We start from the raw sequence: 13,676 nt of genomic DNA, 5'->3' as shown, positions 1-13,676 counted from the left end.
GACATGGGTGCGCGCTACCGCGTCACATTTGGAGCAACGCTCAAATCGGAACGCGCGGGCGCGCGAGGAGCACAGGAGGAACGGCGGAAGGAACCCGTCGGGAACGCACGGAGGCCGCCGTGGACGCGGTGTCCACGGCGGCCTCCGGTGGGCGCGGGTGCGCCGGGCCCCGTCCGGCGGACCGGACCCGGACGCGGGGGGCCGGCCGGGCGCCGTGACTTCCCTGCGCCCTGACCGGCCGGACGGGTCCTAGCCGAGCCGGTGCATCCAGCCGTGCTTGTCCTCGGTGACGCCCCGCTGGATGTCGAGCAGGGCCTGGCGCAGCCGCATGGTGACCTCGCCGGGCTCGCCGCCCGACTGCTGCCACTGGGCGTTCGCGCGCTTGACCGTGCCCACGGGGGTGATCACGGCGGCCGTGCCGCAGGCGAAGACCTCGGTCAGCGTGCCGTTCTCGGAGTCGCGCTGCCACTGGTCGACGGAGACCCGCGCCTCCTCGGCCCGGTAGCCGAGGTCACGGGCGACGGTGAGGAGCGAGTCGCGGGTGACGCCCTCCAGGATCGAGCCGCTGAGGGTGGGCGTGACGATCTTGTCGCCGTACACGAAGTACAGGTTCATGCCGCCCAGTTCCTCGACCCACTTGTGCTCGACGGCGTCGAGGTAGCAGACCTGGTCGCAGCCCTCGGCGGCGGCCTCGGCCTGGGCGAGCAGGGAGGCCGCGTAGTTGCCGCCGGTCTTGGCGTCGCCCATGCCGCCGGGGACGGCACGGACGCGGTCCTCGGAGGCCCAGATGGAGACGGGCTTGACCCCGCCGGGGAAGTACGCCCCCGCCGGGGAGGCGATCACGAGGAACAGGTACTCGTTGGCCGGCTTGACGCCGAGACCGACCTCGGTGGCGATCATGAACGGGCGCAGGTACAGGGACTCCTCGCCGCCGTGCGCCGGCACCCAGTCCTTGTCCTGCCGGACCAGCACGTCGCAGGCCTCGATGAAGGTCTCGACGGGCAGCTCGGGCATGGCGAGCCGGCGCGCGGAGGCCTGGAAGCGCCGGGCGTTCTTCTCCGGGCGGAAGGTGGCGACCGAGCCGTCGGGCTGGCGGTACGCCTTCAGGCCCTCGAAGATCTCCTGGGCGTAGTGCAGGACGGTCGTGGCCGGGTCCATGGGGATCGGCGCGTACGGAACGAGCTGACCGTCGTGCCAGCCCCGGCCCTCGGTCCACCTGATCGTCACCATGTGGTCGGTGAAGTGGCGGCCGAATCCCGGGTTGGCCAGGAGCGCGTCGCGCTCGGCGGCGGAGAGCGGGTTGGCCGAGGGCTTGAGCTCGATCGTGGGCGTCGTCATGAGTGAGTGTCCTTCACCGGGTTGTCGTGACGGGCCGCGCTCACGCCCGCACGGCCCGTGGCCGGTGCTAGGACGTCCGAGCATTCCCTCATGTCGCGGCTCCGCGTTCGATTATCGCGCGGGGTCCACGGCGGCAGGAAACGGGGTGAACGCGGTCCGGGTCCCTCTGACGGCGCTCCTTGTCCCGCGGAGATCCGTCAGAGGGGCCCTAGGGTTCGATGGTGGCACCCGGCGGCGGACAGGGGGAAGCCGCCGGGCGCGGTGTGCGACCCGACGGCTTCGAAGTGGTTCGAGTGGCCTGGGGGTCCCACCCAGGTCCTTCAGGCACTGGGAAAGGTCAGCCGGCTACTCGTACGGCGAGCGCGTCGCCGATCTGGGCGGTGGTGCGCCCGGGCTGCGTGCCGCGCTCCGCGAGGTCGGCGGAGACGGCGTCCTCGATCCGGGTCGCCTCGGCGTCGTAGCCGAGGTGGCGCAGGAGCAGGGCGACGGAGAGCACCGTGGCGGTGGGGTCCGCCTTGCCCTGGCCGGCGATGTCCGGGGCCGAGCCGTGCACCGGCTCGAACATGGACGGGAACTCGCGGCTCGGGTTGATGTTGCCCGAGGCCGCGACGCCGATGCCGCCGGAGACGGCCGCGGCGAGGTCGGTGATGATGTCGCCGAAGAGGTTGTCGGTGACGATGACGTCGAACCGCTCGGGCTGGGTGACCAGGTAGATGGTCGCCGCGTCGACGTGGATGTACTCGGTGGTGACCTCGGGGTACTCCTCGGCCACCTGGTTGAAGATGTTCGTCCACAGGTGACCGGCGAAGGTCAGCACGTTGTTCTTGTGGACGAGCGTGAGCTTCTTGCGGGGGCGGGCCTGAGCGCGGGCGAAGGCGTCACGGACGACGCGCTCGACACCGTAGGCCGTGTTGACGGAGACCTCGGTGGCGACCTCGTGCGCGGTGCCCTTGCGGATCGTGCCGCCGTTGCCGGTGTACGGGCCTTCGGTGCCCTCGCGGACGACGACGAAGTCGATCCGCGGCTCGCCCGCGAGGGGGGTGGCGACACCCGGGAGCAGCTTGCTCGGGCGCAGGTTGACGTGGTGGTCGAAGGCGAAGCGGAGCTTGAGCAGGAAGCCGCGCTCCAGGACACCGGAGGGCACCGACGGGTCACCGATCGCACCCAGCAGGATCGCGTCGTGGCCCTTGAGGGCGTCGAGATCGGCGTCGGTGAGGGTCTCACCGGTGGCGTGGTAGCGCCGGGCGCCGAAGTCGTACTCCTTGGTCTCCAGCTTCACATCCTGCGGGAGGGCGGCGGCCAGGACCTTCAGCCCCTCGGCCACCACTTCCTGGCCGATGCCGTCACCGGGGATCACTGCGAGATCGATGCTGCGAGACATGTCGGCACCCTACCCCTCGTCCCGAGAGATGACATGGAGTGTCCGGTATCTGGACACGGGCGGGTGGCTCAGTGGCCGGTCTCGCCGCCGTTGTCCCGGCGGTCCAGGGCGCGCTGGAGCGCCGCGGCGGCGTTCTTGCGGTCGGACTCGGTCGTACGGGAGGCGTGGCGGACTCGGCGGCGGACGGTGGTCTCGGCCATGGGGATCGACTCCTTCGTGACACACGGCAGCGGCGCACGGATGCGGCGCACCGGCAGAGGGATACGAGAGGCCGGAGTGGGCGGGGAGCGGGCCGCAGGGGTGTCCTGCCAGGGGCCCGGCTCACGGCCGCCATTCGCTGGATCAGCGAGACGTTCGGCTCCTACAAAACTAGGCCAGGACCGCGCCGCTGTCTGCACAATTACTCGGACTTCCTACTATCTGAGACGGCGGCCTCGGCCGTACGGCTGACGCGGACCTTGCCGCACGCCCGTGACCTGGGGAGATTCCCGCCGGGCCGCGCGAGATCGCCACGGCGCCTTCAGGTGATGTCGCCGTCCCGCCAGTCGAAGACCAGTTCGGCACCAGGGTCGGCCGCGGCGGCGCGGGGCCAGACGTAGGTGGACCCCTCCTCGCCGGGCAGCCGGACCACGCCGTCCGGTCCGAGGGCGCACACGGGTCCGGGCCAGGCCCGCCAGCCCCGGGCCGCGTAGAGCCGGGCGCCGGCCTCGCTCGCCGAGAGGGCGCCGAAGTCGTAGGCGCGGGCGAGGACCTGCTCCAGGGCGTCCATGACGAGCGTCCCGAGGCCGGTGCGCCGGACGTCCCCGCGGACGGCGACGGCCTCCACGTACCCGGTGCGCAGCCAGCGTCCGCGCAGCCGGACCCGCCGCATGACGACCGAGCCGTGCGCGGCCAGGCCGTGCTCGTCGTGCACCAGGGCGTGCAGGCCGCCCAGGGAATGGTCCCAGTCGTGGTCGCTGAAGTCGCCGTCGAAGGCGTCGTCCAGGAGGGTGCGGACGGCGCGGAGTTCGGCGGGGGTGAGCCCGGCGGTGTGGATGGTGCGGATCGCGTCTGTCATCGGGCCAGTGTCCCGGACCCCGGCGGGCGGCGGGCCGGAATCGCGGTCCGCGGCGGGAACCGGGCCGGAACCGCGGTCCGCGGCGGGAGCCGGCCGGCATTGCGGTCCGCGGCGGGAGGCGATCGGGGCGCGGATCGCCCACACGGCTGATCGTCCGCGCGGCAGGCGGCATCGGGACGCGGCGGGGGGAACGGTGAGGTCATGAACGACACGGCCAAGGCACTGCTGGAGGGCGGCCCGCAGGACCTGCCCGAGAGGATCGTCCCGATCACCGCACCCGGGGAGGACGTGAAGATCGAGCTGCGGGGCGGCTACGAGCACTTCCGGCCGACCTCGCGCCACGCGGACACCCCGGAGGGCAGGCTCCCGGTGTACGAGTGGTGGGAGCGGACGGAACTGCCCGGCTAGTGCCGCGGCCGACCGGCCGGCGGGCCGGGCCGGCCGGCGCGGTGGCGGGCATGCGAACGGGCCGGGTCCTCGGCGGACCCGGCCCGTCGCGCGCGGGCGTCAGCCCATGTGCGGGTAGGTGTAGTCGGTCGGCGCGACCAGGGCCTCCTTGATGGCGCGGGTCAGCGTCCAGCGCATCAGGTTCTGCGGGGCACCGGCCTTGTCGTTGGTGCCGGAGGCACGACCGCCGCCGAAGGGCTGCTGGCCGACCACGGCACCGGTCGACTTGTCGTTGATGTAGAAGTTGCCGGCCGCGTAGCGCAGCTTCTCCATGGTGTACGCCGCCGCCGCGCGGTCGCCCGCGATGACCGAGCCGGTCAGGGCGTAGTCGGAGACCGACTCCATCTGGGTCAGCATCTCGTCGTACTTGTCGTCCTCGTAGACGTGCACGGCGAGGATCGGGCCGAAGTACTCGGTGGTGAACACCTCGTTCTCCGGGTCGGTGCACTCGATGACGGTGGGACGCACGAAGTAGCCGACCGAGTCGTCGTAGGAGCCGCCCGCCACGATCGTGCAGCTCGGGTCCGCCTCGGCCCGGTCGATGGCGGCCTTGTTCTTGGCGAAGGACCGCTCGTCGATGACCGCGCCGATGAAGTTCGACAGGTCGGTGACGTCACCCATGGTGATGCCGTCGACCTCCGCCGCGAACTCCTCCTTGAAGCCGTCGTTCCAGATCGACGCCGGGATGTACGCGCGGGAGGTGGCCGAGCACTTCTGGCCCTGGTACTCGAAGGCACCGCGGGTCAGGGCGGTCTTCAGCACCGCGCGGTCGGCGCTCGGGTGGGCGACGACGAAGTCCTTGCCGCCGGTCTCGCCGACCAGGCGCGGGTAGGAGCGGTACTTCTCGATGTTGTTGCCGACCGTCTTCCACAGGTGCTGGAAGGTCTTGGTCGAGCCGGTGAAGTGGATGCCGGCCAGGTCGCGGTGGTTCAGGGCCACCTCGGAGACTTCCAGGCCGTCACCGGTGAGGAGGTTGATGACGCCCTTGGGCAGGCCCGCCTCCTCCAGCAGCTTCATGAGCAGGACGGCGGCGTGCGTCTGGGTCGGGGACGGCTTCCAGATCACCACGTTGCCCATGAGGGCCGGCGCGGTGGGCAGGTTGGCCGCGATCGCCGAGAAGTTGAACGGCGTGATCGCGTAGACGAAGCCCTCCAGCGGGCGGTGGTCCAGGCGGTTCCACACGCCCGGCGCGTTGGCCGGGGGCTGCTCGGCCAGGATCTGGCGGGCGTAGTGGACGTTGAAGCGCCAGAAGTCGACCAGCTCGCAGGGACTGTCGATCTCGGCCTGCTGCGCGGTCTTGGACTGGCCGAGCATGGTGGAGGCGGCGATGGTCTCGCGCCAGGGGCCGGCCAGCAGCTCGGCGGCGCGCAGGATGATCGCCGCGCGGTCGTCGAAGGACATCGCGCGCCAGGCGGGGGCGGCGGCCAGGGCGGCGTCGATCGCGTCCTGGGCGTCCTGCCGGGTGGCGTTGCGGTACGTGCCGAGGACGGCCTTGTGGTTGTGCGGCTGCACGACCTCGAAGGCGTCGCCGCCGCCCATCCGCTTCTCGCCGCCGATGGTGCACGGCAGGTCGACCGGGTTCTCGGCCAGCTCCTTGAGCCTGGCCTCCAGACGGGCCCGCTCGGGCGAACCGGGGGCGTAGCCGTGCACCGGCTCGTTGACGGGGGTGGGGACCTGGGTCACAGCGTCCATGGGTTCCGTAACTCCTTGACTTGAGCGGTGTTTCGAGCTGTGGAGCGGGCTCGCTCAGCCCTTGCTGACCATCGAGCGGACGAAGAAGCGCAGGTTGGCCGGCTTCTCGGCAAGACGGCGCATGAAGTAGCCGTACCAGTCGGTGCCGTAGGCGGTGTAGACGCGCATGCGGTGGCCCTCGGCGGCCAGCCGCAGGTGCTCGTCGCTGCGGATGCCGTACAGCATCTGGAACTCGTACTCGTCGAGCTTGCGGCCGGCCGTGCGGGCCAGCTCCTGCGCGATGGAGATGAGGCGCGGGTCGTGGGACCCGATCATCGGGTAGCCCTCGCCCTCCATCAGGGTGCGCAGGATCCGCACGTACGCCTTGTCGATCTCGTGCTTGTCCTGGTAGGCGACTTCGGCGGGCTCCTTGTAGGCGCCCTTCACCAACCGTACGCGAGAGCCGCTCGCGGCGAGGCGGCGCGCGTCGGCCTCGGTGCGGAAGAGGTACGCCTGGATGACGCAGCCGGTCTGCGGGAAGTCCTTCCGCAGCTCCTCGTGGATGGCGAACATCGAGTCGAGGGTGGTGTGGTCCTCGGCGTCCAGGGTGACCGTGGTGCCGATGGCGGCGGCGGCCTCGACGACCGGGCGGACGTTGGCGAGGGCCAGCTCGTGGCCGCCGGACAGCGCCTGGCCGAACATGGACAGCTTGACCGACATCTCGACCTTCGGACCCAGCTCCAGGTCCTTGATGTGGTCGATCAGCGCCAGGTAGGCGTCCCGGGCGGCGGTGGCCTGCTCGGGGGTGGTGATGTCCTCGCCGACCACGTCCATGGTCAGCTCCAGGCCCTTGCCGGTCAGGTCCGCGATGATGGGGACGATGTCGTCCACGGTCTCGCCCGGGATGAAGCGGTCCACGACCTGCTTGGTCACCGGGGCCGCCGAGATCAGACGTCGCATCCGGTCGCTGCGCGACGCGGCAAGAATCACGGGACCCAGCACGGGGCACCTCCACAACAGTGAGCACAAGGCCGCCACCCGACCGATCGGGAACGGCACGGAGAACCACCGTGAAAGTTAGGGATCCGTGCGATCGTCTGCCATCGACAGCTGTCACGCATCCGTGGATCCGATCTCAGACAGATGTATGAAGGCTCCCCGGAAATGCGGGAGAATGCCCGGGTGACGGCGGATTACAAGGGCGACTACCAGGAGCTGGTCGACGAGATCTCGGAGCTGCTGGGCGCTCCGGCCACCCTGGAGAACCGGAACTTCGAGCTGATCGCCTTCGGCGCCTACGACAGCGAGGGCGACCTGGACCCCTCGGCGCTGGACCCGGTGCGCACCCGCTCGATCCTCACCCGCCGCTCCACGGCCGCGGTCCGCCGCTGGTTCGAGGGGTTCGGCATCACCCGGGCCACCGGACCGGTCCGGATCCCGCCCACCCCCGAGGCCGGCGTCTACCGGGGACGGATCTGCCTGCCGGTACGCCACCGGGGGGTGGTCCTCGGCTACGTCTGGCTGCTGGTCGACGAGCCGGGTCCCGACGAACCCCGGCTGGCGGCGGCCATGCGGGTGACCGCGCGGATCGGCGCGCTCCTCGCGGACGAGGCGCAGCACGGCGCCGACCTCACCCGTGAGCTGCGCGCGGTGCTGACCGCCGAACGGGGCTGGCCGCAGGACATGGCGGTGGCCGAGCTGCGCACGGCGCTGGGGGCGCGCGCGCAGGGGCCGCACACGATGGTGTGCGTGGCCCCCTGGCCCTCGGCCGACCCGGACGACGCGCCGTCGGTGCGGACCCTGCCGGGCGCGACGGCGTTGTGCACCGTGCCGTGGGGGACGGCGGACCAGTGCCTGGCGCTGCTGGTGCGGTTGCGCTCGGCGGACACGCTGACCCCGGCGGTGTCGGCCGCGACCCGGCTGCTGGAGCGCGCGGCGGCGGGGCACGCCACGGCGGGCACGGCGGCGGGCGCGGCCCGGCCCGGGGTGGCCGCCGGTGTGGCCGCCGGGCGGTCGGGGCCGGCCGAACTGGGGACGGCCTGGACCCAGGCCGTCGCGGCGGCCCGCGCCGCACTCGCCGAGCCCCGGCTCGGCCCGGTCGCGCAGTGGGCCCGCCTCGGCCCGTACCGTCTGCTGACCTCGCTGTCCCCCGAGGCGCGGCACGACGCGGCCGTGAGCCCGCTCCTGTCCCCCGCCCACCAGGAGCTGGCACGCACCGCCGAGGTCTACCTGGACTGCGCGGGCCAGGCCGGCCGCACCGCCGCCGAGCTGGGCGTGCACCGCCAGACCCTGTACTACCGGCTGTCCCGGGTGGAACAGCTGACGGGCCTGGACCTGGACGACGGCGAGGACCGGCTGCTGCTGCACATGGCGCTGAAGGCGGCGCGGCTGTAGCCGGCCGCCTCCCCGCTCAGGCGCTCGGCGCGGCGCCCGCGACGACCCGGCGCAGGCCCTCCGTGAGCTGGTCGGCGCGGGTCGCGGTGCCGGGGTCGAAGAGCCACTGCACCATGAGGCCCTGGAGCAGGGTCTGGTAGAGGCGGCCCTCAGTGTCGACGGTCTCCTTGTCGAGGTCGGTCTCCGGGATGTCGGTGAAGAGCGGGAGCATTCCGGAGCGGCCCTCCTCCTGGGCCTGCGCGAGCAGCTTGCGCACCTCGGGCAGGCGGTCTCCCCGGAGGACCAGTTCCAGGCTCAGCAGCCAGATCGGGCGGGACGCGGGCACCGAGCGGATGATGCTCTCCCAGACCTCCTGGAAGCGCTCCAGCGACCCGGCGGGCGTCCGGGCCGCCCCGCCCTCCGGCCAGGCGGGCCCGAAGCTGTCCCCCATGTCCTCGATCAGGGAGACGTAGGCCTTCACCAGCAGCGCGTCCTTGGAGCCGTAGTGGTAGCCGATGGAGGCCAGGTTGGTCCCGGACTCCTTGACGATGTCGCGCGCGGTCGTGCGCACGAACCCCTTCTCCAGCAGGCAGCGCTTGGCGCCGTCGAGCAGATCTTCGCGGTGTCCCATGCCCTCCAGCCTACCCGCGGATCCATACGACCGTCCCAAACGACCGTCTTACACGATCGATCTATACGCCCGTACTAGACAGTTGTTTAGGACGCTTGTACATTCATGGCCATGACGAACTCGACGAGCACCACCACGACCGCGGCCGGTCTCGCCGGCCGCCGCGAATGGACCGCCCTCGGCGTGCTGATGCTGCCGCTGCTGCTGGTCTCGATGGACGTCTCGGTCCTCTACTTCGCCATCCCGGCGATCAGCGCGGACCTGGAGCCGACCGGCACCCAGCAGCTGTGGATCTTCGACATCTACGCGTTCGTCCTGGCCGGTCTGCTGATGACCATGGGCTCCCTGGGCGACCGCATCGGCCGCCGCCGGCTGCTCCTGGCCGGGGCCGCCGCCTTCGGCGCCGCCTCCCTGGTGGCCGCGTACGCCCACAGCGCCGAGACGCTGATCGCCGCCCGCGCGGTGCTCGGCATCGGCGGCGCGACCCTGATGCCCTCGACCATGGCGCTGGTGCGCACGATGTTCACCGACCCGGGCCAGCGGGCCAGGGCGATCGGCATCTGGTCCGGTGTGATGACCGCCGGCATCGCGCTCGGCTCGGTGCTCAGCGGCCTCCTGGTGCAGTACTTCTGGTGGGGCTCGGTCTTCCTGGTGAACCTGCCCGCGATGGCCCTGCTGCTGGTGCTCGGCCCCCTCCTGCTGCCCGAGTCGAAGAACCCCGCCCCCGGCCGCTTCGACCTGGTCAGCGTGGTGCTGTCGATGGCCGCGGTGCTCCCCGTGGTCTACGGCCTCAAGGAGATCCCCTCCGAGGGCGTGCACCCGCTCTACGTCGCCTCGATCGCCACCGGTCTGCTCTTCGCCGCCGTCTTCGTCCGGCGCCAGCGCACCGCGGCCTCCCCGATGATCTCGCCGGCCCTCTTCCGCGGCCGGGGCTTCGCCCCCGCGGTGGTCCTGAACCTCGTCTCCTCGTTCGCCATGATGGGTTCGGCCTTCTTCACCACCCAGTACCTGCAGTCGGTGCTCGGCAGGAGCGCGATGGAGGCGGCCCTGTGGGCGCTGCTGCCCTCGCTGCCGATCGGCATGGCGGCCCCGGTCGCCACCCAGCTGGTGCAGAAGGGCGTCAACCGGGCCCACGTCGTCACCACCGGCTTCGCGATCGGCGCGGCGGGCTACGGGATGCTGGTCCTGGCCGGGACGGACTCCCTCTGGCTGGTCCTGGCGGCCTGTGCCGTCCTGTCCTGCGGCATCGTGATGGTCATCTCCCAGATGACCGACCTGGCACTGGGCGCGGCCCCGGCGGAGCAGGCGGGCGCGGCCTCCTCCCTCCTGGAGACCGGCTCGGAGTTCGGCGGCGCGCTCGGCATGGCGGTGCTCGGCTCCGTCGGCACCGCGGTCTACCGTCACCGGATCCCCTCCGGCGCCCCCGCCGAGGCCCACGAGACCCTCGGCGGCGCCCTCGCGGTCGCGGGCCGGCTGCCGGACCGGGCCGGGCAGGCCCTGGCGACGGCGGCCCGGGAGGCGTTCACCAGCGGGATGCACGGCGCGGCCCTCGCGGGAGCGGCGCTGCTGGTGCTCGCCGGTGTCGCGGCGGCGGCCACCCTGCGCCGGGTGAACGTCCGCGAAGAGCCCCGGCCGGCCGCGCGGGCCGAGGAGGTCACGCAGGCCCGGGAGGTCACGCAGGCCGGGCGGGCCGGGACGGTGAAGGCGCCGGCCTGATCCCCGCGGCGCACGCGAAAGGCGCCGGGTGAGCCGGGAACCTCCGGCTCACCCGGCGCCTTCGGCTGCCGGAAGGGGGCGACGGCCTCAGACGAGATTCACCGAGCGGGCGGACGTCGCCCCGATCTCGGCGGCGACCTCCGCGAGCACCCCGGCGGGCACCGTGTCGTCCACGGTCAGCACGGCCAGCGCCTCGCCGCCCACCGTCGCACGGGCGACCTGCATGCCGGCGATGTTGATACCGGCCTCGCCGATGACCCGGCCCACCGTGCCGACGACACCGGGACGGTCCTCGTAGCGCAGGACGACCATGTGCTCGGCGAGCGCCAGGTCGACGTCGTACTCGCCGACGGCGACGATCTTCTGCACGTGCTTGGGGCCGGCCAGGGTGCCGGAGACCGACACCTCCTGGCCGTCGGCGAGGGTGCCGCGCACGGTGACCACGTTGCGGTGGTCCGCCGACTCGCTGCTGGTGGTCAGCCGGACCTCCACGCCGCGCTCCTGGGCGAACAGCGGAGCGTTGACGTAGGAGACGGTCTCGTCGACGACGTCCTCGAAGACGCCCTTGAGCGCGGAGAGCTCCAGCACCTTCACGTCGTGCTGGGTGATCTCGCCGTACACCTCGACGTCGAGGCGGACGGCGACCTCGCCGGCCAGCGCGGTGAAGATCCGGCCCAGGCGCTCGGCGAGCGGCAGGCCCGGCTTGACGTCCTCGGCGATGACGCCGCCCTGGACGTTGACCGCGTCCGGGACCAGTTCACCGGCGAGGGCGAGACGCACCGACTTGGCGACGGCGATGCCCGCCTTCTCCTGCGCCTCGTCCGTGGAGGCGCCCAGGTGCGGGGTGCACACGACCTGGTCGAACTCGAACAGCGGGGAGTCGGTGCACGGTTCCTTGGCGTACACGTCCAGGCCGGCGCCCGCGACGCGGCCCTCCTTGAGCGCCGAGTACAGCGCCTCCTCGTCGACGATGCCGCCGCGCGCGGCGTTGACGATGCGCACGCTCGGCTTGACCTTGCGCAGCGCGTCCTCGCCGATCAGGCCGAGGGTCTCGGGGGTCTTGGGGAGGTGGACGGTGATGAAGTCGGACACCTCCAGCAGCTCGTCCAGGGTCAGCACCTTGACGCCCATCTGCGCGGCGCGCGCGGGCTGCACGTAGGGGTCGTAGGCGACGACCTTCATGCCGAAGGCGGACATGCGCTGGGCGACCAGGGCGCCGATGCGGCCGAGGCCGACGACACCGAGGGTCTTCTCGGCCAGCTCGACACCGGTGTACTTGCTGCGCTTCCACTCGCCGTTCTTCAGCGCGGCGTTGGCCTGCGGGATGTTGCGGGCGGTGGCGAGGAGGAGACCGCAGGCCAGTTCGGCGGCGGTCACGATGTTGGAGGTCGGGGCGTTGACGACCATCACGCCGGCCTTGGTGGCGGCGGAGACGTCGACGTTGTCCAGGCCGACACCGGCGCGGGCGACGACCTTGAGCTTCTTCGCGGCGGCGATCGCCTCGGCGTCGACCTTGGTGGCCGAGCGGATCAGGATCGCGTCGACGTCGGCGATGGCCGGCAGCAGTTCGCCCCGGTCGGCGCCGTTGCAGTGCCGGATCTCGAAGTCCGGACCGAGTGCGTCGACGGTCGCGGGCGACAGCTCTTCAGCGATGAGTACGACAGGTTTCGAGCTCACGTGAGTCCTCACAAGTCCAATGCGTGCGGACGGCCGTCCCGACGGCCGCAGGCGGTGGAGTGGGCGGGGTGCTAGCCGCGTGGAAGACGCACGACGCTGTGGGCCTGACGCGTTGTTGTGCAGCAGTGTAGTGGCGTCGCGTGCGTCGTATTACGCCGCTGCGGAAGGATCACCCGTCCGTGGCTGGACGGGGTGGACAACGCCGCGAGCCGGCCACGGCTTCGACGTTACTCCCGGTTCGTCACAAGGGGCCGGAGCACAGGCTCCGGCCCCCGGGGCTGGCGTCGCTCTCCCGTCAGCCCCTCGACCCGAAGGAGGCTCAGGCCTCCTCGTCGACCCAGCTCATGAGCTTGCGCAGCTCCTTGCCGGTGGTCTCCAGGAGGTGCTCGGAGTCCTGCTTCTTGTACTCGTTGTACTTCTTCAGACCGCCGTGGTACTCGTCCATCCAGTTCTTGGCGAAGGTGCCGTCCTGGATCTCGGCGAGGACCTTCTTCATCTCGGCCTTGGTGGCGTCGGTGATGATCCGCGGGCCGGTGACGTAGTCGCCCCACTCGGCGGTCTCGGAGATCGACCAGCGCATCTTCTCCAGGCCGCCCTCGTACATGAGGTCGACGATCAGCTTCAGCTCGTGCAGGCACTCGAAGTAGGCGATCTCCGGCTGGTAGCCCGCCTCGACCAGCGTCTCGAAACCGGCCTTCACCAGGGCGGCGGTGCCACCGCACAGGACGGCCTGCTCACCGAACAGGTCGGTCTCGGTCTCCTCGGTGAAGGTGGTCTTGATGACGCCGGCGCGGGTGCCGCCGATGCCCTTGGCGTACGACAGCGCCAGCGCGAACGCGCCTTCGGAGGCGTCCTGCTCGACGGCCACGATGCACGGGACGCCGCGGCCCTCCTCGTACTGACGGCGCACCAGGTGGCCCGGGCCCTTGGGGGCGACCATGCAGACGTCCACGCCGGCCGGGGGCTTGATGAAGCCGTAGCGGATGTTCAGGCCGTGACCGAAGAACAGCGCGTCGCCGTCCTTCAGGTTGTCCTTGATGTGCTTCTCGTAGACCTCGGCCTGGATCGGGTCCGGCACCAGGATCATGATGACGTCGGCCTCGGCGGCGGCCTCGGACGGGCTCACCACGCGCAGGCCCTGCTCCTCGGCCTTGGCCCTGGACTTGGATCCCTCGTGCAGACCGACACGCACGTCGACACCCGAGTCGCGCAGCGACAGGGCGTGGGCGTGACCCTGGCTGCCGTAGCCGATGACCGCGACCTTGCGGCCCTGGATGATGGACAGGTCGGCGTCGGCGTCGTAGAACAGCTCGGCCACTGGGTTCTCTCCTTGGTGTGCAGGTTGTGCGTCCCACCGTATGCCGGTGGGCGGACGGGAGGTTTCG

At 71.5% G+C, this 13,676-nt stretch carries 12 protein-coding genes; 3 read left to right on the top strand and 9 right to left on the bottom strand.

Features of this window, described 5'->3' with window-relative positions; all coding sequences use genetic code 11:
• Nucleotides 1–249: 249 nt before the first annotated feature.
• The 4 genes from ABZ719_RS14910 to ABZ719_RS14895 all read right to left on the bottom strand — a co-directional run bounded on the left by ABZ719_RS14910 (nucleotide 250) and on the right by ABZ719_RS14895 (nucleotide 3,776).
• Nucleotides 250–1,338 (bottom strand): branched-chain amino acid aminotransferase, encoded by a 1,089-nt coding sequence (locus ABZ719_RS14910; protein ID WP_366725602.1) that lies wholly within the window; start codon nucleotides 1,336–1,338, stop codon nucleotides 250–252.
• A gap of 337 nt (nucleotides 1,339–1,675) precedes the next feature.
• Nucleotides 1,676–2,719, bottom strand: a complete 1,044-nt coding sequence (locus ABZ719_RS14905; RefSeq protein ID WP_366725601.1) for a 3-isopropylmalate dehydrogenase — start codon at nucleotides 2,717–2,719, stop codon at nucleotides 1,676–1,678.
• A 68-nt stretch (nucleotides 2,720–2,787) separates the two neighbouring features.
• Nucleotides 2,788–2,919 carry a hypothetical protein gene (locus tag ABZ719_RS14900; RefSeq protein WP_366725600.1) on the bottom strand — a complete coding sequence of 44 codons (132 nt, stop codon included), beginning with the start codon at nucleotides 2,917–2,919 and terminating at the stop codon, nucleotides 2,788–2,790.
• 320 nt (nucleotides 2,920–3,239) lie between these two features.
• Nucleotides 3,240–3,776: a GNAT family N-acetyltransferase gene (locus ABZ719_RS14895; RefSeq protein WP_366725599.1), complete on the bottom strand. Its 537-nt coding sequence runs from the start codon at nucleotides 3,774–3,776 to the stop codon at nucleotides 3,240–3,242.
• 201 nt (nucleotides 3,777–3,977) lie between these two features.
• Between ABZ719_RS14895 and ABZ719_RS14890 the strand changes: the two genes are divergently transcribed.
• Entirely contained in the window at nucleotides 3,978–4,184 is a 207-nt protein-coding gene (locus ABZ719_RS14890; RefSeq protein ID WP_366725598.1) for a DUF5988 family protein, read from the top strand.
• Between the two features lie 99 nt (nucleotides 4,185–4,283).
• Here the strand turns inward: ABZ719_RS14890 and pruA are convergent, their stop codons facing one another.
• The gene (gene pruA, locus ABZ719_RS14885; protein WP_366725597.1) at nucleotides 4,284–5,915 is read right to left on the bottom strand and encodes an L-glutamate gamma-semialdehyde dehydrogenase; all 1,632 of its coding nucleotides are present in this window, start codon (nucleotides 5,913–5,915) and stop codon (nucleotides 4,284–4,286) included.
• 54 nt (nucleotides 5,916–5,969) lie between these two features.
• Complete coding sequence (locus tag ABZ719_RS14880) at nucleotides 5,970–6,896, bottom strand: proline dehydrogenase family protein (protein WP_366725596.1); 927 nt, start codon at nucleotides 6,894–6,896, stop codon at nucleotides 5,970–5,972.
• A gap of 180 nt (nucleotides 6,897–7,076) precedes the next feature.
• Here ABZ719_RS14880 and ABZ719_RS14875 point away from each other — a divergent pair, with 180 nt between their 5' ends.
• A complete protein-coding gene (locus tag ABZ719_RS14875; RefSeq protein WP_366725595.1) occupies nucleotides 7,077–8,288 on the top strand; it encodes a helix-turn-helix domain-containing protein in 1,212 nt (403 codons plus the stop codon).
• Nucleotides 8,289–8,304: 16 nt separating this feature from the next.
• Here ABZ719_RS14875 and ABZ719_RS14870 read toward each other — a convergent pair whose 3' ends face one another.
• On the bottom strand, nucleotides 8,305–8,898 hold the full coding sequence (locus ABZ719_RS14870) for a TetR/AcrR family transcriptional regulator (RefSeq protein WP_366725594.1): 594 nt from the start codon (nucleotides 8,896–8,898) through the stop codon (nucleotides 8,305–8,307).
• A 111-nt stretch (nucleotides 8,899–9,009) separates the two neighbouring features.
• Between ABZ719_RS14870 and ABZ719_RS14865 the strand changes: the two genes are divergently transcribed.
• Nucleotides 9,010–10,614, top strand: a complete 1,605-nt coding sequence (locus ABZ719_RS14865) for an MFS transporter (protein WP_366725593.1) — start codon at nucleotides 9,010–9,012, stop codon at nucleotides 10,612–10,614.
• A gap of 87 nt (nucleotides 10,615–10,701) precedes the next feature.
• On the opposite strand, the gene serA is transcribed toward ABZ719_RS14865, so the two are convergent.
• Together serA and ilvC are read right to left on the bottom strand one after the other, a co-directional pair.
• The gene (gene serA / locus ABZ719_RS14860) at nucleotides 10,702–12,291 is read right to left on the bottom strand and encodes a phosphoglycerate dehydrogenase (RefSeq protein WP_366725592.1); all 1,590 of its coding nucleotides are present in this window, start codon (nucleotides 12,289–12,291) and stop codon (nucleotides 10,702–10,704) included.
• A gap of 319 nt (nucleotides 12,292–12,610) precedes the next feature.
• Nucleotides 12,611–13,609, bottom strand: a complete 999-nt coding sequence (ilvC, locus tag ABZ719_RS14855) for a ketol-acid reductoisomerase (protein WP_366725591.1) — start codon at nucleotides 13,607–13,609, stop codon at nucleotides 12,611–12,613.
• Nucleotides 13,610–13,676: the final 67 nt, after the last annotated feature.

The organism is Streptomyces sp. NPDC006743, from assembly GCF_040703815.1.
Classification (GTDB): domain Bacteria; phylum Actinomycetota; class Actinomycetes; order Streptomycetales; family Streptomycetaceae; genus Streptomyces.
Note: the sequence above shows the minus strand (reverse complement) of the source record. Positions and strands in the feature narration are given on the sequence as shown.

Bases quoted from the DNA above. Each gene is read 5' to 3' on its own strand.
- ABZ719_RS14910 (WP_366725602.1), bottom strand. From the start codon at position 1,338: ATGACGACGCCCACGATCGAGCTCAAGCCCTCGGCCAACCCGCTCTCC.
- ABZ719_RS14905 (WP_366725601.1), bottom strand. From the start codon at position 2,719: ATGTCTCGCAGCATCGATCTCGCAGTGATCCCCGGTGACGGCATCGGC.
- ABZ719_RS14900 (WP_366725600.1), bottom strand. From the start codon at position 2,919: ATGGCCGAGACCACCGTCCGCCGCCGAGTCCGCCACGCCTCCCGTACG.
- ABZ719_RS14895 (WP_366725599.1), bottom strand. From the start codon at position 3,776: ATGACAGACGCGATCCGCACCATCCACACCGCCGGGCTCACCCCCGCC.
- ABZ719_RS14890 (WP_366725598.1), top strand. From the start codon at position 3,978: ATGAACGACACGGCCAAGGCACTGCTGGAGGGCGGCCCGCAGGACCTG.
- pruA (WP_366725597.1), bottom strand. From the start codon at position 5,915: ATGGACGCTGTGACCCAGGTCCCCACCCCCGTCAACGAGCCGGTGCAC.
- ABZ719_RS14870 (WP_366725594.1), bottom strand. From the start codon at position 8,898: ATGGGACACCGCGAAGATCTGCTCGACGGCGCCAAGCGCTGCCTGCTG.
- ABZ719_RS14865 (WP_366725593.1), top strand. From the start codon at position 9,010: ATGACGAACTCGACGAGCACCACCACGACCGCGGCCGGTCTCGCCGGC.